Genomic DNA, 21,835 nt, shown 5'->3' on the forward strand with positions numbered 1-21,835 from the left:
CCTTGACTCCCCGCTCAAAACAGGGTATTATCACCTTTCAGTAAAACGCACCTTAATTTTTGGAGGAGGAAGGGACATGGAAGAGGAAAAAATCACCATTATCGTCTGCCGCCACCCGGGACATAACGAAAGGGGCATCACGCTCGAAGGCATCGTGAACGCCATCAAGCTCGCCCGCTACCTGGTTGATGACCGGGGATTTATGCCCGAGCGCATTGTCCACTCGGGAACGGTCCACACGCGCATGGCCGCGAGCTTCATGGGCATCTCGGTGAACATGTGCGAACTCCGGCCCGAAGAGAACCAGGGTTTCCTGACCGCACCAAAACTCGTTCTGCCCGGAGAGAATGAGCTCGAAAAGGCAAGAATCGAAAGCGAGATCGCGGCGGCCGGCGGCATGGTCAAGGCGGCGCGCGAACTCTCGGCCCGGGTCCGCCGCCAGCGCGATCACCTACAGCTCACCCTGCACGGACTCGCCATGGACATGCGCGAGCACCGCCAGAACGTCGCCTGGGTCGTCTCCCACGGCGCCTTCGCCGAACTCGCCACCACGCGCGCCGACAAGACACCCTACCCCATCGCAAACTGCGATTCCTTGATCTACTCCATGGGTCCGGATAGGGGCGGATACGCGGTCATGGACACCGACTACATCCGCTTCGCGGATCTCAACCTCAAGTGAGCGGCCCCGGCCCCTTGGCCGCGGCGCACGAAAAAACCGACGACTCTCTGTCATCGGTTATTTTTTTTAATTATTCGCCCAATTCAATTAATTTAATCGGATTATTAATAATATAATTGCGGATTCTCTCCAAATCGTCATCGCATCGGACGATATGATCATAATACGATCTTTGCCATCGAAAATCCGTTAAACCCATTTGATGAATTAATTTTGATGATGTGGTTTTAAACGCGCCAATCAATTCGGGAATCGGTTTAATTTTTCCCGGTAGGGACAGGTCGCGACCTGTCCCTACGTCGTGGTCGCGACCTGTCCCTACGATGGGATTATTGATGATTATTATTCCATGAAAATGGTTGGGCATTACAACGGATTGATCCAATTTGATATATAAATATTGTTCCGCTAACCACAACCATTGTTTTTTGACAATCTCGCCAAATTTATTTAATTGCATCACGCCGTCATGAATGCAACCGAAAACATGCGAACGATCATTAACACATGTGGTAATAAAATAAAAACCGTTTTGCGAATAATCGTACTCGCTCAAACGGTTTAATTTTCTATCCTTCTCTTGCGGCATTATAAAAAAATTAAAGAGTTGTAATCGGCCGTGATTGGACGATATAAAATTTTCCGCCCTCAAGCGCCCATTCAATATCCTGCGGCGCGCCGTAATGCTCTTCGATTTTTTTACAAATTTTCGCAAGCGCGACGATGTCTTTATTGGAAATTTTTTGCACGGTCTGGCGCTCGCGGGGAACCGCGGTCTCCCTGGTGCCGACCGTGCTCTGTGAAATCATTTTTTCCTGGCGGCTCACATTCACGTCCAGAATCGCGAGCGTTGGCTTATCGACAATATACGTATCCGGCGTGATGATGCCGCCGACAATCGCCTCACCCAGTCCCCAGCCCGCCTCAATCACCATTTGGTTTAAATCCTTGGTTACCGGATGCGCGGTAAAACAAATGCCCGAAACCTCGGACTGAATCATCTTTTGTACGACAACCGCTACCAAAACTTTTCTTTCATGCAGATTTTTTTCAAAACGGTAAAAAATCGCGCGCGGCGTATAAAGCGATGACCAACATTTTTGAATCGCGGCCGCGATCCGCCCCTCGGTGATATCAAGATATGATTCCAACTCTCCGGCCCAGGAAGCAATTGCCGAATCCTCGGCCGTGGCGGATGAACGCACGGCCACAAATTCCGCGCCCAAATCTTTAAATGACTTTTTAATCTCTCTCGCCATCTCTTCCGGAAACTCGGCATCGCGGATTAAGTCGCGGATTTTTATTGACGCCTCTTCCACGGATTTAATATCCTGTGAATTTACTTTTTTGAGAATCGCCGCGATTTCCACGTTCAAATCCGAAATTTTCAAAAATTCGTCAAATGCCGAAGCGAGCACCACGAATCCGGGCGGCACCGGCATCTTGGCCCGGGTCATCTCACTGAGCGACGCCCCCTTGCCGCCGGCAATAGCCACGTCTTTGGCAGAAAGCTGTTTAAAATTTTTGATAAACATATTATTTTGCCTTTCTGATTACGGTAACGCTTCCCCGCGTCGCGTCCACTTCCACCTCATCCCCGTCTTTCAGAACCTGCGTCGCAATTTTGGTGCCGGTGATGCACGGAATTTTAAATTCCCGGGAAACGATGGCCGCGTGGCAGGTGATGCCGCCCTCGTCGGTGATGATTGCTTTGACGCCCCGGAGATACGGAATAAAATGCGGCGTTGTTTGAACCGCGACCAGCACCCGGCCGTTGATTTTATTAGTTTTGCGCGCCAGTTCGCGGGCATTGCGCGCCAGCACGACTTGTCCGCGCACCCGGCCGCGAAAAGCCGGTGCGCCAAAAACCTGATTATCTTTCATCTGATATTTTTTATTTTCCGCAACCATGAGAATGTCCAAAAATTTCACGATCCCGGGAACGACTTTCTTATTGCTGATTACTTCCGCCTCCCGGCCATTCAGGCAAACAAAAATTCGTTTTCCGGCCTTTCCCTGCGCCACGATTCGGCGCGCCTCGCGGGCCGTAATTTCTCCGCGCTTAATTTTTATCACTTCTTCAACCGTAAAATATTTCATTATATCCTTGGCGGAAATTTTAATATTCAATCTCCGAATCAGCCGCCGGATGCTTTTAAAAAGCATCTCCCCCAATTTTTCCTCGGGCAAAGCCTGCGCGTTGCGCCAGCGATCGTGCTCGGCGAGCGCGCGCCGAGCAAGGGCGCCGGAAAATTTTTCCGTATTTTCCCTCATCACCTTGCCCAAAGAAAAAATTATCAAAAAAAGCGCGCTGTGCCGGCCGTAAACTTTTCGGAATTCTTCAAAATCACCGGCCCGTGCCGCGGCTCTCATTTTCGGCCAAAGCGCGTCATCTTGCTTTATATATTTATTAATAATTCCATTGTCCCGCAAAGCACACTTGAGCGAACGCGCATGAAACCGTTTGGCATCGGCCAGATTAAAAATTCGCACCGGCAAAACCCGGCCGGACGCCACCCAAATTTCACCGATCGTGCCCGGCCAGCCGTACTGTTTCATCAGCGCATTCCGGTTTAAAAAAGCTGACGTAATAAAAAACATGGACTCATCGACCCGCACGCCGAAGAACCATTTTTGCCTCTTGATATCGCGGGAAATATTAATACTCATCACTTACAATATAGTTTATCCCGTTCAATTTTTCAATTCCCAGATTGGCGAAATTTCCGGCCGCGCTCCGCCAGAGATTGGAAAAACCCCAGCCGTTCCAGCGCCAGACGGCAATGAACCGGTTTTCGCCGCCATAATCCCCCTCGATCGCCACAAGTTCGGGTTTGCCGTCTTCATCAATATCGTTTATGGCAAACTCGCGGTTCGGCGCGTCCAGATTTGACGACTGCCAAACCGGGGTCATTTTTTTATCCGCGTAATCAAACACGAAAAAATGATTTTTTACTTCCGCGCCGCCCTCTTCCCAGAAAGGATGCGAATCGCCGAAACTTCCGGATTTCCAGACCGACATGCTGATATCCGGCGCACCGTCGCCGGTTGAATCCGCAAGCGTAAAATCATCAACCCACCAGTCCTCGGACGACTGCCAGACAATTCCCTCGCTCTCTTTTATAGTGAGCGTGCCGTTTTCCAAAATATATTGCTCTAAATTTTTGTCATTATCCAGATCCTGCACCATAATTTTTAACAAATTATATTCCTGCGCTTCGCGGTCCGGATATATGGCCGGCCGCCCGGAAACCGCATCGACATTTCCGCGCACAATCATCCGGTTCGCGGTCTGAATCTTGAGCCTCGCCGCGATTGCCGCGCCGGTTTTCTCATCCGCAGGCTGGGGCTGGGCATAATCAAAAATTTTAACCGGCATTAATTCAATTTTCGATACGCCGGATTTTGTGAAAAATGCTTTTACCGCAATCCCGCGCCGCGTCTCCTCGGACCACATCTGGTCAAACACAAAATTTCCCAGTGAATAAAAAATATATTTGCCTTTATAAATTTCCGCCGACTGCACCACATGAGGATGATGGCCGATAACCATGTCCGCGCCGGCGTCAACCGCCGCGCGCGCGAAATCCGTCTGTGTCCTGCCCGGCTCGGCCTGATACTCTTCGCCCGCGTGCATTGAGACGATCACGAAATCCGCCTCTCCCCGCGCGCGCCGCACCGCGCCCTGCATCTTCTTCGCGTCCATGACCGCGACATCCGCGTTTTTATTAACAAAATTATTTTGCGCGTAGGAGAGAAAAGCGAAACGCATGCCCTTGATCTCGCGGTAAACCGGCGCGTACGGATCATCGGCCGCGCCGGAATATTGAATGCCTTCGGCATCAAGAAATTTATAAGTGCTCGCGAGGCCCTCGGCGCCGAAATTCAAAATATGATTATTTGCAAGCGACATTACCCGGAAATTGGCGTCCGCGAGCGCCCGCTCGGCTCCGGGATCGGCGTGAAAAACCATTTCGTAAGTCTTAATTTCACGTCCCGCAACAATCGGCGATTCCAGATTGCCAAAAACCATGTCCGCCCCGCGGAGATAATCCCCCATCGCGCTAAACGGATAATTTATATCCTTCTTTGCGCGCATCTTTGTCGCCACATCCCGCGATAGCATCACATCCCCCACGAAAATCAAAGAAGCCTCCTCCGGCTCGGAGGGAAGCTCCAATTTTCGCGCCTTAAAATTTGTAAATTCCGATACCGGCTGCGCGTCCTGCGCCGCCCCGACAGCGGTCGGGGACGGTATGATATAATTTTTGCGGCTCAAAATAAAAAGGCTCTCGTACCACAAAATTGATGCCGTGGCAATGGCAATGCTCGCACAAAAAATTATTAAAACGGATTTCTTCATTCTGCCGTAAATTCCTGCGTCCAATCCGGTAACTCCGGCGCATCCGCTGTTTCGAGAAGCTCGCGCCACTTCCCGTCAGTCAGCCGGTCGCTCATCGGCCATGGAAATTCATAATAAGAGAATGCTCCGCCCTTCGCGATGCGAAGCGCGCCGTCGATTGGAACAATCACGAGGATCTCCGAAACATTACCCACGCCCTCCTCGAGAACATAACCCCTCGGATCGGTTGCCACATCCGCGATAATCGCCGCCGGACGGTCATCGAGTTGCGACACGGATAATATACCTTCGTTGCGGAAGGCTTCGATCCAGAAATGTTCCAGCTGGCCGCCGAACGAACGGATTATTTCATATTCATCATCAGTGAGAGATACATTCTCAAGTTCTTTTTCAGAAATCGTCTTGAGCGAGAGCGTCAGCTCTTCCATGCGCGCGAGATTATCCTGATTGTCATCGCTCAAAAGATCGCGAATATCTAAACCCTCGCGCGTCATTTTAGTAAGCGCGGCAAGGCGTGCGTAAACATACGGATTGGGTTCAACATAACCGCGGTCGTCAACCTGCTCCTGGGGCCCGCCGCCAAGTTCGGCATAAACCTGCTTGGCATAAAGAATCGTATCATGCTTGAGTTCGGCCCATGATCCGAGGTAAGTATTGATCTCCTTGCGCGCCCACGCGAGATTGGTCATAAAAACCGGATATCCGTAATCCTTCTTGCCCGTAAGCGGCAAAATTGAATAAAGCCAGCCCCAGTAAAGATTCTGCGTCCAGGTTTCGGCATCAAGCCCCTTGATATATTCCCTCATCTTGCCCATGTTTTCGGGATAATTTTCATATTTCGTTTCTCCCGCCTGCTGCAAGATGCTGTAAGCCTCGGCCGAACCCATTGCCGCCGGAATATCCAGGCCCTTGGGCAACATGCGGCGCGCGCCGTCCGGATTTTCCTTGACCTCGCGGTAAACAAGTCGCTGAAAAACCGACGCATCAAGCGTGAAGCGCTGGCCCATGAACCGGAAACCCAAAATCTCGCGCTCGCGGTCCGGATTCAGGCTTTCGTCAAATATCGGAATTGAATTGATTTGCGGCGGGGCAAGCTTTTTTGCCCCCTCCCAGAAATTCATGAATTTGTTCTCGTCGCCGAGAATTCCCGCGCTGTCGGTTTCAAGCCCGTAGACCTGCTCCACGAGTTTACCGAGATCGTAAAAAGAAATATCATCGCTCTTTCCCACGAAGAAATTCGTGGGCTCGTAAATTCTCTCCCACACGTCTTTGTTGCTCTCGTTCATGAGTGCCACGGTGATAAGGAGCGCGGAACGTGTCTCATCGTCGCTCTTGAAACGAAAAGTCATCCGGCCATACCACATCATTGATTTAAAATATGCTTTTAGTTCCTCACTTCGATCATAATGCCCGCGTGGAATATATTGCGAATAATCTTCTTCGAGATTTTCAACCGGATTAACCGGCGCCTGCTCGCCATCGCTACGCCCGCCTGCCATCGCCTGGCCGGCGTAGGCCTGGCGGGCAGGCTCAGGCGTTAGCGGGCGAGCGCCTGCGTTCATGAGCGGCGAAACCGCGATCCCCTGGTGCGCGGCGATGAGAGCGAGCTCGGCATTCACTAGGTCACTGACGTAATCCGGAGTCTCAATGCTCGAATCGAGCAGTTTGCTTCCAACCGCGAAAAATCCGACGCTCCTTTTTGCCGCGTTCTCCCAGGCGGTGCCGCGCAGATCCTCATACTGCTTTTCGCTCTCCGCGAGCATCAGGGCGTTGAGATTCTTGAGCTCGGCCGCAAGATACTCCTCCTCCACGGTTTTCAGGAGATGATCGAACAAGAGATGATAATTATGCAAAATCGAATCCGTGGTTACAAAATTCGGAATATTGTCATATCGGTTCGATTCATACACTGAAAAAAATTCTTTATACGCGGCCGGAATAACCACAAAAGCATCCTTTGCAAGTAGCTCCTCGGCGCTTGAAGAAAATTCAAATTTGTCCCGGTTGGTGATATTGGCAAAATCCGCTTCAACGGCGTAAATCGGCACCCGGGCGGTAAAACTGACCGGCACGGCCTCATAGTCCGCGAAACGCGACGCCACGGCAACCGGCGGTTCAACCAAATCGCCGATCGCGTCGCCGATATTCTGGATGATGTCCCCGGTTTTTCCGCCGGATGAATAATTCGCCAGATACAAATAAACGCCCGCGCCCGCTAATCCAACAAGGGCGACGATCAAAATTATTAAAATCACGTTTACTCCGCGGCTCTTTTTTGCTTTTTGTTTGGGCATACTGTTTTTATTAATTTTTCAAAATGTCTGGAATGGTCGCACAGTCCAATTTGGGACTTGCAAAAGCTAAATATTTTCTATTCTTTTATAACAAGTTAATTCGGCACCCTCAATCTGAAAAGATTTTTCAAATTTAATTGCATCAGATTTATAAAAGGCTTCTCCGTCGAATGAAGGATCGTGAATTACTATCTCATCACCATTAATATCTAATATAACCACCCTATGCAAAGAATAACGCGGCGGTTCTTCACCATATATTACCCATGGGTCTAGCATAACATCACAAACATAGTCTTTAGAAAAAAAATCCTTCAGCAAGGACACTGTCGGCTTTTGATAATAAAATTTAAAATTCTTACTTGCCAATAAATACTTAAGATCAACTTGATATTCGGCGGGATTAGCGATTCTATCGTTTAAAAAAATAAACGCCTTGGGGTCAATGTCTTCCCGAAATTTTGAGAATCCATCTTTCGCCCAAGTATTATAATTATTCTCACTAAAATCCACAATCTCAACATCATTCTTTTCCACTAAAAACTTCCAAAAAGGAGCGAATCCTATTTCAGATTTTGTAATTTTTAAGATATCCTCCAGTGAATAATGCAAGCCCAGGGCATTCGCCACCATCGTGAAGTCTGCCGACGCGCAAGATGTTTCATCGATTTGTTTAATTTGAAGAATATTATATTTCATTGTCTAAACCAATCAAATAATATAGTATATTAAGTGTATATTATATAAATTACAGCAAAACAATGAAAAAATCAATGGAAGCAATATCTTTAAAGTGGGTAAGCCCTTTTTGGTATTTAGGCTGTGATCAAAATTGCCAAGAATGTTTTATAGGTGAAAAAAATCGCGTAATTACTAATCTAGATATCAGGAAAAAAGCGATAGATACTCTGGCAAATAATAAAACCGAGGAAATTTTTTTATGTGGTGGTAACCCGATATTAGATCCGTTTATTGAAAAAACAGTTGAATATATCAAAACAAAAAAAATTTTAGTCGAGCTATTGAGCAACAGCTGGGATATTAATGGAAATAAATCTATAAAAAATAAAGAAAAATTTCTTCGTAATATTGATGATAGGGCCGCTACCTTTTGGGGAGGAGATGCTCAGACTCATGACAAAATATGCGGCTGCGTTGGCTCTTTTTCTAGATTAATGAATAACTTGGAAAAAATTTCCCGACAAGGATATCCTGTAATCTGTATTTTAAATGTCGTGCCGCAAAATAAAAATGACATTTATAAAACAATTAAAGAACTTAAAAGTAAAATTAATATAACTAAAGTCTGGTTGCAAAGAATATTCCCATATGGCAATGCGCTGCAAAGTGATTCTTCGACAATTTCGTTGCGACCTAATGATTTTAATTTAATTTTGAAACAATTAGTTAAGGCAAAGAATGATTTCAATTTAACGGATATATCTCTTGATTCAACTCCGCCTTTCTGCATGGTTGATAAAAAGTATTTCCAACTTATAGAAACATATAAGAGAGGGCTTTCGTTTTGGGCCTTAGATTATAAATGTAGATTATTTGGGGAATCTTTTGATGTTATAAATCCAGAATTTGCCCTGTTTGATGGAAAACCAATTTATGAAGTTGATAATCTGATCAATACAATCAAAAAAGATCCCCGAACGCAAGAGATCTTTGCCAAAAAATATTTACCCGAGAAATGCAAAATATGTGATATCGATGAATGCTTCGGCGGATATTTAGTAAGAGATAAAGACGGACAATTAATAGTTGACCCCGTTCTATCAAAAAATTTAAGCTAATTTACCTCCATCTACGGGAAGGCAAACTCCGTTTATATAACTAGCTTCCTCGCTTATAAAAAATGAAATGGTATTCACTATTTCTAATAAATCCGCCATCCTACCGATTGGGGTAGACTGTTCATAATTTATAATTTCCCTTTTAAATTCTTCTGTATTTTTTGAGTAAAATCTAGCGGCATTAATTGCCATACCTTTTCTACCTATAGCGGCGGGACAAATAGAATTGCAAGTAATATTATACTTAGCATACTCTTTAGCCATTGTTCTCGTCAGTCCATTTAAAGCAAACTTCGTTACGTTATATGAAACAGTATATTCATATCCTCTTAAACCATTGATTGAAGAGATATTAACAATTCTGCCCCAATTTTGTTTCATCATATGAGGCAACACTAGCTTAGAAATTTTAAAAGGAAGCATTAAGTTTACTTCAAATGCTTTACGCATCATTTCATCTTTAACAGTATGGGTTGCCCCTCCGAACGAGCCGACTCCGACTGCATTAATTACAATATCAAAATTTTTGGGTACTTTTCTTATATCTAAGTCCACGACCTGGATTGGACGGGCAGAAAATTTTTTACCTAAAGCTCCTGCTTCTTTTTTTGAACTGTTATAGGTAAATGATATCTCATATCGTTTCTTGAGAGAAAGGATCTCTAGCAATTCTTTACCTAAAGCACCAGTACCGCCGGTAATTAATATTTTTTTCATAAAAATTAATTAAATTTGTTTATAAATGAATTATACCATTTCTTACTGCTTAAACACAAAAAATCGCCGTTTAGGCGATTTTTTTAACTACTCGAGTCTCTAGATAAAAAAGTCTTTTAATCGGGCTGACCGGACTCGAACCGGCGACCTTACCCACCCCAAGGGTACGCGCTACCAACTGCGCTACAGCCCGGCAAAATATTATCGAAATGCTTTATTTTAGTCCCGACTTCCGCGAAGCGGAACGTCGGGGCGCTACAGCCTGCCTGCCCGCTAGGCAGGCCCGCTGATACAATACGAGATTACCATCTTAAGTGCGGTTTGTAAACAAATTTGACATTAGAAAAAGCCTCCTTATTGTAGGGCTGTGCCGCGATACGAAACTCGTACCGCCGCACAGCCCTTAATAAAGAGGCCTGGAATCGAGGGGGTCGGAGGCAAGCCCCAATAATGGGTGCCGAAATCGGCAAAATGCTCGCTCCCCCTCCTCAATTACATTAAAAAATATAATTGATTGGGGTTTGCGTCAACGTACATTATCCACAGCGTCTTACGCTGCCATCACTCCGCCGCCGGTTTCACTATTTTTCGCATATTGATTATCCAGATATTCCTGCGCCAAATCCCAGGCGGATTCAACGTCTTGATTGCTGAGTGTGGCGCGTGCCCCATGCGCCCCGTAAGAGGCTTCGAGACCCATAAGCGCCTGTACAAAATCCTGATTTAACTTGAGCGTCTCGATCTGTTCTTCCCGGGTGACGCCCGGCACCGGACGCCATTCAAATTTGGGATGCTTGTCGAAAAATTCCGGCAGCACCATATAGGCAAGTGCTTCAACCGCCTGGCGTCTTGGCGCATTTTCCGGCAATTTATTCAAATGTTCGCGCGCCGTATCTCCCCCGGCAGTTGATTCAAATTCTTCCGCCTGGACCACCGACTTAGCTTCGCGCATAATCTCTTCCGGCAGCGGCTGCTCGGGTCTCGGCCTACTTGTTTCGTATCCAAAAAATTTCATATTTTTCTATTTAGAAATTTATCCGAACATTATATCTTCGTCCACGCGTTTATAATCCTGAATTTCCTCGTTGTGAAACCAGAGCTGTTTTTCATATTCCGCCTCTTCGGCATTTCCCGAGGCATGCACCAGATTATGCACCGCGCGCTTACGAGCGTTTGCGAGAGCCGGCGAATCCAGCGAATAATCGCCGCGGATGGTGCCCGGTTCGGCAAAAACCGGAAGCGTCGCGCCCACCACCATGCGCACATTGTCAATCGCGTGCGGACCCTCAAGAAGAATCGCCACCACCGGACCGGACGACAAAAAATCCATGTTCCAGCGGTTTACCATCTTTCCGATTTCGAGCGGGTTCTTGGTTCCGAGCTCTTCGCCCGGATCCTTACCGAATTTTTCATAAGTATCCAACGTTTTCTTTCCGATTCCCTCAAGAAGCGCGGTGCGCGCTTCGGGATAATGTTTGCCGGCAAAATCCTTGTCCACCCAAATCATTTTCATGGCCGCGATCTTCAGTCCGGCTTTCTCAAAACGGGACACAATCTCACCCACGAGCCCCCTCTTAACGCCGTCCGGCTTAACCAGCACCAAACTTTGCTCTTTCGCGATGTCTGACATATTTTTAATCAATAATTGACTTAATTTATCATATTTTAGCACAAAGCGCCGAAAAAATCAAGGGTTCAAAATGTAAAATTTTTACCGTCACTTGTAAATATTACCGTACCGCCTAAATCAGTTCGTTTAATTTCCATCCCCGCTCTTTCCAATCGCTTGATAGTCCTCTCCGACGGATGCCCGAAATCATTTCCTTGTCCCACTGATATCACCGCATTTTTTGCGCCAACCGCGAGCAAAAATCCTTCATCCGATGAATATTCACTGCCATGATGCCCGATCTTGAGGACATCGGCCGCAACATCCTGTCCCGACATAATGAGCCCGACTTCGCCCTCAATCCCGAGATCGCCTGTAAACAACGCCCGCGTCTCTCCATATCGCACCGCAAACACGATGCTCGTGTCATTTAAATTTTCCACGCGCTGGCCGGAAAATGATTCTTTCGGAAATAGAACCTCAAGCCTTACCCCACCGGGCAAACCTTCCTCGAACGGAGCATCCACGATTTGGGTGGTAATATTTTTTTCCTGAATCAATTTTAAGAATTCAATGTAATCGCTTGAAGTATGCAGGACCCCGGTCATATAAACTTTTCCGACATCATACCGCCGCAAAACCTCAACCAGCCCGGCCACGTGGTCGGAATGCGGATGCGTAAGCACCACGGCGTCAATCGAACGGTCCCAAAAAGGCATGGCATCGCCAAGTTGTGTGAGAATCGATTTATCCGGTCCGCCATCAATTAAAATCTGATATTTCTCCGACGTTTCAATAAAAATCGCGTCCCCCTGGCCGACATCAAGGGCTTCGATCGTGAGGCGCGGTCCGTCGGTACCCGCGGCCCGATCTCTCGAAATATCAAGATACGCGTACACGAGCGCCGCGACCGCAAGAATGGCAATTAAAAATTTTGCGTGTTTCATTTTATACTTATAATCTTTTATTTCCACAATATACCCAAATCAGAAGCCAGACGTACATGGCGATCAAAAATATGACGTGAAAAGCCGGCACTTGGACCTGTGCCCATGGAATACTCGCCAGAATCTCCGCGGCCTTGAGCATGTAAGTAAGCGTGAGCCACGGCAATGTGGAAAAAATCACCGCGATCCACGGCGCGACGAAGCCGATGAGCACCGCGGCAAATCCAAGCGCCATGGTAATGGGCACGGCCGGAAGAATCAGGAGATTCGCCACCGGCGCGATGAGCGAAAACCGGCTGAACTGAAAAATAATGAGCGGTGCGGTCGCGACAATCGCCGCGATCGTGGAAGTAAGCGACTCCTGGAGTCCCAAAATTTTCGGCACGCGACTAAACCACGGTTCAAGAAGCGGCGCGAGATACACGAGTCCCACGGTTGAAATAAATGAAAGCTGGAACCCGGCGTCAAACATGAGAACGCGCGGATTTACAGCGCACATGAGCCCTGCTGTGAGTGCAAGCACGTTAAAAATTCTTGACGCCCGTCCGGACTGTTTGGCCGCGAGCACGAGAACGCCCATAATACCGGCGCGCACCACCGAAGCCGAGGCGCCTGTAAATATCACGAAAATAATTATTGCCCCGACTATCCAGGGAAACGCCTTGCGCCGCGAAAATCCCAGTCCGAATGCCATCGCGAGAAGCACGGACGCCACGATGGTTATGTTATACCCGGAAATCGCCACAATGTGCGATACGCCGGTCGCCTGAAAATTATTCTTTACGTCATCCGGCAAACCGCTTCGCGCTCCATAAAGTATTCCGGCAAGCAGGCTTGCCTGCGGTTCGGAAAAAATCCGGTTCGTCATTTCGGCGAATTTGCTTTTCACGAAAAGCAAGCCGGATAAAACCGGATTGCCGCTCCCGGAAGAAACAAGTTTGATTTCCGCGCGCGGATAACAAAGCGCAAATATACCGTCTTTGCCCAAATACTCGTCATAGCGGAAATCCTCAATCGCCTCCGGTTTTCTGATCTCGCACGCCGTTTCAATGATATCACCATATTTAAACTCCGGAAAAAGCCCGGCCGAAACCAACACGCGGCCGCCAACGCTCCGATCCTCGGGAGAAATTATTCTTTGCGCCGCGACCGTGTATTTAATGCCGTCAATCCGCGCGTCCGGTTCAGCCGCAACAACGCCCTGCCAGGTTATATATTCATCATAATGCCCCTGGATTTTATCCGCCCGGAAATCCGGCAGGCTCGCGGAAAATCGCCACGCGCCCAAAATAACGAATAAAGCCGAAAAACAGATCAATCTAACTCGTTTATTTTTCCAAAAAACGCTCAAAAAAAATATGGCGGCCGCACCCGCGCTCGCCGGCAGCCACCATTCAAAATTTCTTTGAGCGATCGATTCCGCCGCAATGCCGACGATGAACGCAAAACAGCAGATTAAAAATATTTTTGATTTTGAGTGAGCTATTACGGTGAGACTATTCCTCATATTGAGCGTGGATTCCCGCTTTCGCGGGAATGACAATTGTAAGGTTTTCGTTTTTGCGTCATTCCCGCGCAGGCGGGAATCCAGTAGCTTCTATTGGTTTTTGAAGCAAAAATTCCAGAATTTCATGTTTATGCAATTGCGGTAATTTATCTTCGCGCGTGAACTGTCGTTTTTCAATAACTTTGAATTTCTCGACAAGTTTTAAAATATCATTTTCATCGCCGGAATAATCAACATTGCCTTTTTCGTCAGTAATCGAAAGATTAAAATGAATGAACAGATATCCGCCGAGGGTCAAAGCACGATAAATCCCGGCGAGCGCTTTTTCCGCATTAAGATAATGAATAATATTAATCATAAAAAATGCCGAAACCTCCTCGTCGCCGAATTCCAAATTTTCCGCGTCCTGCTGGTCAAAGCGGCAATCTCGGCAATTGGCCTGCGCCGCTTCAATCTCATCCTGTGAAATATCAATGCCGAGCGCGTCAAATCCACTTTTCTTAAAAACAATGACATCACGGCCCCGACCGCAACCGATGTCCACGACCAAGCCGTGAAAATTATTATTTTTCAAAAAGTCCGCGAACCTTTCCGCGTACTCGGTCGGATGCGCGTCCCAATGCTTGCCTTTTTTATATTTTTCAAACAATTCCACGGCTCGCATAGTTTCAAATCACAATATTCACGAGCTTCCCGGCCACGAAAATAATCTTCTTGGGCGCTTTGCCGTCCAAAAATTTTAAAACTTTTTCGCTCTTGAGCGCGAGATTTTTCGCTTCGTCTTCCGTGATGCCAGCCAGAACCTTTATTCTGTCGCGGATTTTGCCGTTCACCTGAATAACAAGCTCGATTTCTTTGAACTCAATAAATTCGGGATTATAGCCCGGCCAATCGGATTCGAAAATCGAAGTCTTGTGCCCGATCCGCGACCAGAGTTCTTCGCAAATATGCGGCGCAAACGGCGCGAGTAGCTTCAGGAAATCCTGCGTGTCGTCGCGATCAAGCAGATACCAGGCTTCGTCTTCCTCTTTTGCTTCCCCGGCCGCGGCCGTCACCTTGTTCAAAAACGACATCAGGCTCGCCACCGCGGTGTTGAAGCCCATCTCGTCAATGTCCTCGGTTACTTTTTTCACGGTCCGGTGCAGTTCGCGCACGAGCTCGTCCTCGCCGGCGTGCAACGGCTTCTCCCCGCGCTTTTCGTAAAATTTTATCATCTCAATCTGGTGCGAAAAAATATTCCAGACCTTGTTCAAAAAACGATTCGCGCCTTCCACGCCCTTTGTATCCCAGGCCACCGGCTGATCAAACGGCCCCATGAACATTTCATACAGCCGGAAAACATCGGCGCCGTATTTTTTTACCATTTCGTCCGGATTCACCACGTTGCCGCGCGATTTGCTCATCTTCTCCCCGCCCTCGGCTAAGATAAGGCCGTGCGAAGTTCTTTTGCGGTACGGTTCGTCGGTCGGGACCAATCCTTCATCATACAAAAATTTATTCCAGAACCGCGAATACAAAAGATGCAGAGTCGTATGCTCCATGCCGCCGTTGTACCAGTCCACCGGCATCCAGTATTTTAATTTTTCCATGTCCGCGAAAGCTTTATCGTTTTTGGGATCGCAATACCGGAGAAAATACCATGAGCTTCCGGCCCAGTTCGGCATGGTGTCGGTCTCGCGCCGCGCCTCTCCGCCGCACTTCGGGCATTTTGTTCTGACCCAGTCCGTAATTGCCGCGAGCGGCGACTCGCCCGTATCGGTGGGCTGATATTTTTTCACTTCCGGCAAGAGAACCGGCAAATCCTTTTCAGCGACCGGCACAAAACCGCATTTGGGACAATTTACGATCGGAATCGGCTCTCCCCAGTATCTTTGCCGCGAAAAAACCCAGTCGCGCAGTTTATAATTAATTTCGCGCGAGCCCAAATCACGCTCTTCCAGATATTGCAACATGTCCCGAATCGCTTGAGGCACGATTTTCCCGTTTAAAAATCCGGAATTCACCATAATTCCGTCGCCCGTAAATGCCTCTTTTTTTATATCTCCGCCCTGCACCACTTCACGGATTGGCAGTCCGTATTTTTTGGCAAACTCCCAGTCGCGCTGATCGTGCGCCGGCACGGCCATGATCGCGCCGGTGCCGTAGCCCGGCAAAACATAATCCGCGACATATATCGGAATCTCTTCATTGTTCACCGGATTAACTGCCATAACTCCCTCAAGCCTGACGCCGGTTTTTTCCTTGTTTAGATCCGACCGTTCCAAATCGCTTTTTCGCTTTGCTTTTTCCACATATTCTCTAATCTCTTCCTGATTCCTAATTCCTAATTCCCGATTCCTAAGAATCTCATGCTCCGGCGCCACAACCATATAAGTCGCCCCAAATAAAGTATCCGGTCTCGTCGTAAAGACCCTGATTCCTGATTCCTGATTCCTGATTCCAAACTCAACCTCCGCTCCCTCGCTCCGGCCGATCCAATCAGTCTGTTGTTTGGAAATGCGCTCCCAAAAATCAACATCATCAAGCCCGGAAAGCAGCCGCTCCGCGTATTCCGTGATCTTCAGCATCCACTGTTCTTTTTCGCGCTTCTCTACCTGGCCGCCGCAACGCTCGCACTCCCCGTTCACCACCTCTTCGTTCGCGAGCCCGATCTTGCATGATGGGCACCAATTAATCGGCATCTTGGCCTTGTACGCCAGGCCTTTTTCAAAAAATTTCAAAAACATCCATTGCGTCCATTTGTAATATTTCGGATCCGTGGTATTCACCTCGCGCGACCAGTCAAACGCAAGCCCGAGCGACTTGAGCTGCCGCTTGAAATTCGCGATATTTTTTTCCGTGGCCGCTCTCGGATGAATGCCGGTTTTGATCGCGTAATTTTCGGTTGGCAGACCGAACGCGTCCCAGCCGATCGGGTAAAGTACGTTAAAACCCTGCATCCGGCGTTTGCGCGCGATAATGTCGAGCGCCGTGTAGCTTCGCGGATGCCCGACATGCAATCCCTCGCCCGAGGGATAAGGAAATTCAATGAGACAATAATATTTCGGCTTGTCCGAAAAATCTTTGGCCGCAAAAATTTTATTTTTTTCCCAAAACTTCTGCCACTTTTCTTCAATTTTTTTAAAAATATATTTGTCCATAATCATTTTTTCAGCGCAACGACGATAACCGTGGCATCGTCGTAATTAATACCATCTTTGATAGTCGCTTCCATCAATTTTTTCTGTGCCTCCTGTGCGTTCGCCGAGGTGTCCAAAATACTCTGCACTTTTTTGAGCACAACATCATCCCAAAGCCCGTCGCTCGCAATGACAAAAAACTTATCATCATCCGTAATTTCAAACTTGAATACCGCCGGCTCATGGCTCACTACATCGCCGAGACTGCTGTCGCCCAATACCCGCGACAATTTTAATCCGGTTCCGCCTGGTTTATGAATATAACCGTTTGCGTAAACTCCGCCGCGTCCAACCGCCTCTTGTCGCGCCGCAATATTGTTCCCCACGTTGTGATTCACGTTCAGTTGCTCGGGTTGACCGGATGCGGAAAATTTATAAACATGTGAATCGCCGACGTTCGCCACCCAACCCTCGTTACCCTCAAGCAAGACGACCGAGGCCGTCGTCCCACCGGTTCCCACCGCGCAGATCTCGTCACTCGCAACCTCAAAAGCGATTCGGAACGCCTCTTCGTACGACTTGCCCTGATTAAGCTCCTTCTCAAAAATCCCCGCGATCCATGTCTTGGCAATCCGTTGCGGAAAAATCGCCCCAGTCTCATATTCAGGCGAATAATAATGGCCATCATAAACTCCAACCCAAAGCGTATCCCGCCGGCCCATAAATCCTTCTCGTATATCAAATTCATCCTGCAGGCCCATATTGTATTTAACATGCTCCTCGCCCCTCCCCTCAATTTGGCCTCCCACAATTTCCTGCCACACGGGTTCACCTTCAATATTTTCCTTTCTCTCCAGACCTCGGCCCCACTGTGGACTTGTTGGTCGTTCACTTTTAAACATACAGATTATCAAATTATGTGATAATCTTATCAAAAATTGACTTTTATTTCAAACAAAATCTTCTCATAAATTAAAAATCGCCTTTTTGGCGATATTTATACCTCGTTTCCAATATTTTGTGCTCTAGCTCGCCCGTCCAAATTCCAAAGCATAGCCGGCCTCCATCCACGCGACCATTCCGCCGCTAAAAAGGCCGACTCGCGCATATCCGGCTTTTTCCAAAAAATCCGCCGCCCCCTTTGCCATGACGCAGGACTCGTTCGTGCCGTAGACGATGATTTCTGAATCCTTGTCCGGCAGGATATGCGGCAGGCTTTTCTCAAAATCCGGCCCCCAGGCGAGGCCGATCGCCTCGGGCAAATGATTATGTTCAAAATCCTCGCCCGACCGCGCGTCAATGAGATAAAAATTTTCCTCGGCGTCGAGCTTGGCTCTCAATTCATCAATTTTTATTATCTTTGCCATTGCCATTCTATTATATCACGCCTCTTGTTTCCATGACTACGCCGACGTATTAGTCAAAAACTCTTCCGCTTGAATCGCCGCCATTGCTCCGGCGCCGGCCGCAACAATCGCCTGCTTGTAATGCGGGTCTCCCACATCACCGGCCGCGAATACGCCCGGAACGCTGGTTTCCACGCCATTTTTTATCTTAATATAACCCTTGGCATCAAGCTCGAGCTGGCCCTGAAAAATTTTCGTGTTCGGATCGTGACCGATTGCCATAAAAATGCCATCGCAGACAAGATTTGAAATCTCACCGGTTTCTGTATCGCGCAGACTCGCTCCGCTTACTACTTTTTCCCCTTCTATCTTTTCAATTTCTTTATTTAAATAAAATTCAATCCTGGATTCGGAATCTGCCCGCTTTTGCATAAAACGCGACGCGCGAAGCGCTTCCCGGCGATGAATAATAATTACCTTCTTGGCAAAACGCGTCAGAAATATTGCTTCTTCAAGCGCCGAATCGCCGCCACCCACCACGGCCACCACTTTATCGCGATAAAAAAAGCCGTCACAGGTCGCGCATGTTGAAACCCCGCGTCCGCGGAACTTTTCTTCCCCCGGAACGCCGAGCCAGCGCGGATCGGCGCCGGTTGCGATTATAAGCGACTTTGTCCAATATTCTTTTTTGCCAATCTGAACAATAAACGGATTCTTTTTAAAATTAACGCTTACGGCATCGCCGGCTAAAAATTTAGCGCCGAACCGTTCGGCCTGTTCGCGCATGCGGGTCACGAGCTCCGGCCCCAAAACGCCCTTGGGAAAACCTGGAAAATTTTCCACCATGGTCGTGCCCATGGGCTGTCCGCCCGGCTTCATTCCCTCCATTATAATCGGCGCGAGTCCCGCCCGACCGGCGTATATTGCGGCCGTGAGCCCGGCCGGCCCGGAACCGAGAATTATTAAATTTTTCGCTTCATCGGCCATAGAAAAATTATTCCGCCGAAATTACCTGGTCAATACGCTCTTTTAAAGACGGCTTTGACTGTGAACCAACGAACTGATCGACAATTTGACCATTTTTAAAAATTATAAATGTCGGAACGCTCATAATACCGTACTTTTGCGGCGTCACTTTATTCTCGTCAATATTCAATTTACCGACGCGGAGAGTGCTGTCATCGTAATCCTTGGCAGTCTCGCCGATAACCGGCAGCATGGTCTGGCAGGGTCCGCACCATGGCGCCCAGAAATCCACCAGAACCGGAACCTTGGACGCGAGCACTTCTTGATCAAAATTCTTGTCATTAAGTTCGACTTCGGACATAGTTTGAAATAATTAATTTTTAACGGATAATTTTATTTCCTTAGTTTTTGACTCTTCTTTAAAAATTTCCAGAATATCGCCGACCTCTATCTTTGTTTTTCCCGCGAGTTTGAGGCCGCATTCCTGGCCGAGCATCACGTCGTTCACTTTTTGCTTGCCGGATTGCAATTCCGTAATATCCGCTTCACCGATAAGCTCCTCGCCGCGCCAAATATTGACTTTGGCATTCGCCTCGGCCGCGCCTTCAATGACCGGCCCGCCGACAATCATGTATTTTGCCTCATGGCGGAAAATCGCCGCAACGCGCACCCGGCCAAGTTTGGTTATCACGATTTCCGGTTTCACGATCGCGTTAAGCCGGCCCTCGATATCATCAAAGAGCTCGTAAATTATTTTAAAATATTTTATTTCAACTTTTTTTTCGCGGGCCAGCTCCTCGACTGCCGCTAAGGCCTTTACGTTGAACCCGTAGATTACCGCTCCGGTCGCTTCGGCCGCAAGCACGTCGCCCTCGGTAATGTTCCCCAGCCCCTTGGCGATAACATCGATCGCGAGCCCGGGTACGTCAACCTTCTCAATGGTGCCGAGAATCGCTTCAATCGAACCGAGCACATCCCCGCGGATGACAAAATTAAACTGCGCCTTGACCTCGCCCTCGATCGGAATCCGTTTCGTGCCGGTCATTTCGTCGATTATCCGGCGATTTGCCTTTACCTTCTTTGTTTCAAGCTCGCTTGGATTAATTGAGACTTCCATAATATCTCCGACTGCCGGCGCCGCCTTGAATCCCAGAATTTTTACCGGCGTTCCCGGAGGAACCGCGGCCATATCCTCGCCGCGCCAGTCCCGAAGCGCGCGCACCCGGCCGTAATTTGCTCCGTGCACGCCGAGGCAGTCGCCGACCCGGAGCGTGCCGTTCTGCACCAAAACCGTTGCCACCGGCCCTTCGCCCTTGTCAACGTGCGATTCAATAATCGTGCCGATTGCCGGACCGTCGGGGTTTGCCGTAATGCGGTCTTTTTCCAGATCCGCGACCAGCAAAACCATATCCAGAAGCTTATCGATATTAATGCCCTGCTTTGCCGATATTTCCTGCATCACGGTTTTGCCGCCCCACTCTTCGGGCAGGAGTCCGATATCGGAAAGATCTTTTTTTGTTTTTTCCACATTCGCATCCGGCTTGTCAATTTTATTCAAAGCCACAACGAGCGGAATCTTGGCCGCCTGAATGATATCAACCGCTTCTTTTGTCTGCGGCTGAACGCCGTCATCCACCGCCACGACAAGGATAGCGATATCCGCGACCTTGGCGCCGCGCGAACGCATCACCGTAAACGCCTCATGGCCAGGAGTGTCAATGAAAGAAATGCGCCGGCCGTTGCGCTCAATCTGATAAGCGCCGATATGCTGGGTAATGCCGCCGGCCTCGCCCTCCATCACGTTTGTTTTGCGGATCGCGTCCAGAAGCCGCGTTTTTCCGTGGTCAACATGGCCCATTACCACAATTACCGGCGAACGCGGCACGGCCTTATGCTCGCGCCCGGCTTCCATTATATTCTTTATTCTCTCAAGATCTTCTTCCCCGGCGCCTTCCGCGGTCGCTTGTTCTTTCTTTACCTTGAACCCTAAATCTTCGGCCATGATTGAAGCCGTTTCAAAATCAATCCTCTCGTTCTGCGAAGCCAGAATCCCGTTTTTCATGAGAATCTTGATGAGTTCGGTGACCGGCATCTGCATTTTGCTTGCGAGGTCGCGCACCGCGACAAGCGGCGGCAATTCTATCTCCCCGGCTTCTTCTACCGCGGTCTCGTCCTGGTGCGCCATTATTTCTTCGCGCTCCTTAAGATGCTCCTGGGCACGCAATTTGCGCTGATATTCGGCCCATTTCTGCACAATCCGTTCGGCCTGCGCCGGATCAACCTTGATTGCTTTTTTGCCAATATCAATTCCCAGCTCCGGAAGTTTTTCCAAAAGCTCTTTGGCGGAAACGTTCAATTGTCGGGCGATCTCGGTAACGTTCATAAAATAAATTAGAGCGTATTGCTCTTGTAGGCACATTTTATAGTATTTTCAAGGGTTGGTCAACAAGGCGGAGATTGGAGAACTAGTGAATCAGTTAATCGGT

20 protein-coding genes and 1 tRNA gene are annotated in these 21,835 nt (G+C 48.3%); 2 read left to right on the top strand and 19 right to left on the bottom strand.

The features are described 5' to 3' along the window. The first annotated feature begins 76 nt into the window (after positions 1-76). A complete protein-coding gene (locus PHW53_00835; GenBank protein ID MDD4995007.1) occupies positions 77-682 on the top strand; it encodes a hypothetical protein in 606 nt (201 codons plus the stop codon). 70 nt (positions 683-752) lie between these two features. Here PHW53_00835 and PHW53_00840 read toward each other — a convergent pair whose 3' ends face one another. The 6 genes from PHW53_00840 to PHW53_00865 form a co-directional block, all read right to left on the bottom strand. Then, positions 753-1,271: a hypothetical protein gene (locus tag PHW53_00840; protein ID MDD4995008.1), complete on the bottom strand. Its 519-nt coding sequence runs from the start codon at positions 1,269-1,271 to the stop codon at positions 753-755. A 10-nt stretch (positions 1,272-1,281) separates the two neighbouring features. Next, positions 1,282-2,217 (bottom strand): PEP/pyruvate-binding domain-containing protein, encoded by a 936-nt coding sequence (locus tag PHW53_00845; protein ID MDD4995009.1) that lies wholly within the window; start codon positions 2,215-2,217, stop codon positions 1,282-1,284. A 1-nt stretch (position 2,218) separates the two neighbouring features. Beyond that, positions 2,219-3,352, bottom strand: a complete 1,134-nt coding sequence (locus tag PHW53_00850; protein MDD4995010.1) for a PEP-utilizing enzyme — start codon at positions 3,350-3,352, stop codon at positions 2,219-2,221. Then, positions 3,342-5,045, bottom strand: a complete 1,704-nt coding sequence (locus PHW53_00855) for a CapA family protein (GenBank protein MDD4995011.1) — start codon at positions 5,043-5,045, stop codon at positions 3,342-3,344. The genes PHW53_00850 and PHW53_00855 overlap by 11 nt, the downstream gene beginning before the upstream one ends. Further along, a complete protein-coding gene (locus tag PHW53_00860) occupies positions 5,042-7,339 on the bottom strand; it encodes a DUF3160 domain-containing protein (protein ID MDD4995012.1) in 2,298 nt (765 codons plus the stop codon). The genes PHW53_00855 and PHW53_00860 overlap by 4 nt, the downstream gene beginning before the upstream one ends. Before the next feature lie 66 nt (positions 7,340-7,405). Continuing rightward, positions 7,406-8,038, bottom strand: a complete 633-nt coding sequence (locus tag PHW53_00865; GenBank protein ID MDD4995013.1) for a hypothetical protein — start codon at positions 8,036-8,038, stop codon at positions 7,406-7,408. Positions 8,039-8,100: 62 nt separating this feature from the next. Between PHW53_00865 and PHW53_00870 the strand changes: the two genes are divergently transcribed. After that, on the top strand, positions 8,101-9,138 hold the full coding sequence (locus PHW53_00870) for a radical SAM protein (GenBank protein ID MDD4995014.1): 1,038 nt from the start codon (positions 8,101-8,103) through the stop codon (positions 9,136-9,138). Here the strand turns inward: PHW53_00870 and PHW53_00875 are convergent. The 13 genes from PHW53_00875 to infB all read right to left on the bottom strand — a co-directional run bounded on the left by PHW53_00875 (position 9,130) and on the right by infB (position 21,732). Continuing rightward, positions 9,130-9,855: an SDR family NAD(P)-dependent oxidoreductase gene (locus PHW53_00875; GenBank protein MDD4995015.1), complete on the bottom strand. Its 726-nt coding sequence runs from the start codon at positions 9,853-9,855 to the stop codon at positions 9,130-9,132. The genes PHW53_00870 and PHW53_00875 overlap by 9 nt on opposite strands. 120 nt (positions 9,856-9,975) lie before the next feature. Further along, positions 9,976-10,048, bottom strand: a tRNA-Pro gene (locus tag PHW53_00880). Positions 10,049-10,405: 357 nt separating this feature from the next. After that, positions 10,406-10,870, bottom strand: a complete 465-nt coding sequence (locus PHW53_00885; protein ID MDD4995016.1) for a hypothetical protein — start codon at positions 10,868-10,870, stop codon at positions 10,406-10,408. An 18-nt stretch (positions 10,871-10,888) separates the two neighbouring features. Continuing rightward, positions 10,889-11,485: a nucleoside-diphosphate kinase gene (locus PHW53_00890; protein MDD4995017.1), complete on the bottom strand. Its 597-nt coding sequence runs from the start codon at positions 11,483-11,485 to the stop codon at positions 10,889-10,891. 65 nt (positions 11,486-11,550) lie between these two features. Beyond that, positions 11,551-12,438: an MBL fold metallo-hydrolase gene (locus PHW53_00895; protein MDD4995018.1), complete on the bottom strand. Its 888-nt coding sequence runs from the start codon at positions 12,436-12,438 to the stop codon at positions 11,551-11,553. Next, entirely contained in the window at positions 12,419-13,918 is a 1,500-nt protein-coding gene (locus tag PHW53_00900; protein ID MDD4995019.1) for a ComEC/Rec2 family competence protein, read from the bottom strand. The genes PHW53_00895 and PHW53_00900 overlap by 20 nt, the downstream gene beginning before the upstream one ends. Positions 13,919-13,976: 58 nt before the next feature. Further along, on the bottom strand, positions 13,977-14,582 hold the full coding sequence (locus PHW53_00905; GenBank protein MDD4995020.1) for a class I SAM-dependent methyltransferase: 606 nt from the start codon (positions 14,580-14,582) through the stop codon (positions 13,977-13,979). Between the two features lie 4 nt (positions 14,583-14,586). Further along, complete coding sequence (leuS, locus tag PHW53_00910) at positions 14,587-17,058, bottom strand: leucine--tRNA ligase (protein MDD4995021.1); 2,472 nt, start codon at positions 17,056-17,058, stop codon at positions 14,587-14,589. A 2-nt stretch (positions 17,059-17,060) separates the two neighbouring features. Then, the gene (locus PHW53_00915) at positions 17,061-17,939 is read right to left on the bottom strand and encodes a PP2C family serine/threonine-protein phosphatase (protein ID MDD4995022.1); all 879 of its coding nucleotides are present in this window, start codon (positions 17,937-17,939) and stop codon (positions 17,061-17,063) included. 123 nt (positions 17,940-18,062) lie between these two features. Beyond that, on the bottom strand, positions 18,063-18,404 hold the full coding sequence (locus PHW53_00920) for a rhodanese-like domain-containing protein (GenBank protein ID MDD4995023.1): 342 nt from the start codon (positions 18,402-18,404) through the stop codon (positions 18,063-18,065). Between the two features lie 36 nt (positions 18,405-18,440). Next, positions 18,441-19,370, bottom strand: a complete 930-nt coding sequence (gene trxB / locus PHW53_00925; GenBank protein ID MDD4995024.1) for a thioredoxin-disulfide reductase — start codon at positions 19,368-19,370, stop codon at positions 18,441-18,443. A 7-nt stretch (positions 19,371-19,377) separates the two neighbouring features. Further along, entirely contained in the window at positions 19,378-19,710 is a 333-nt protein-coding gene (gene trxA, locus PHW53_00930) for a thioredoxin (protein MDD4995025.1), read from the bottom strand. Positions 19,711-19,722: 12 nt separating this feature from the next. Next, the gene (gene infB, locus PHW53_00935) at positions 19,723-21,732 is read right to left on the bottom strand and encodes a translation initiation factor IF-2 (protein MDD4995026.1); all 2,010 of its coding nucleotides are present in this window, start codon (positions 21,730-21,732) and stop codon (positions 19,723-19,725) included. Between the last annotated feature and the right edge of the window lie 103 nt (positions 21,733-21,835).

Source organism: Patescibacteria group bacterium, assembly GCA_028710985.1.
Taxonomy (GTDB): Bacteria; Patescibacteriota; Patescibacteriia; order JAHJFT01; family JAHJFT01; genus JAQTTB01.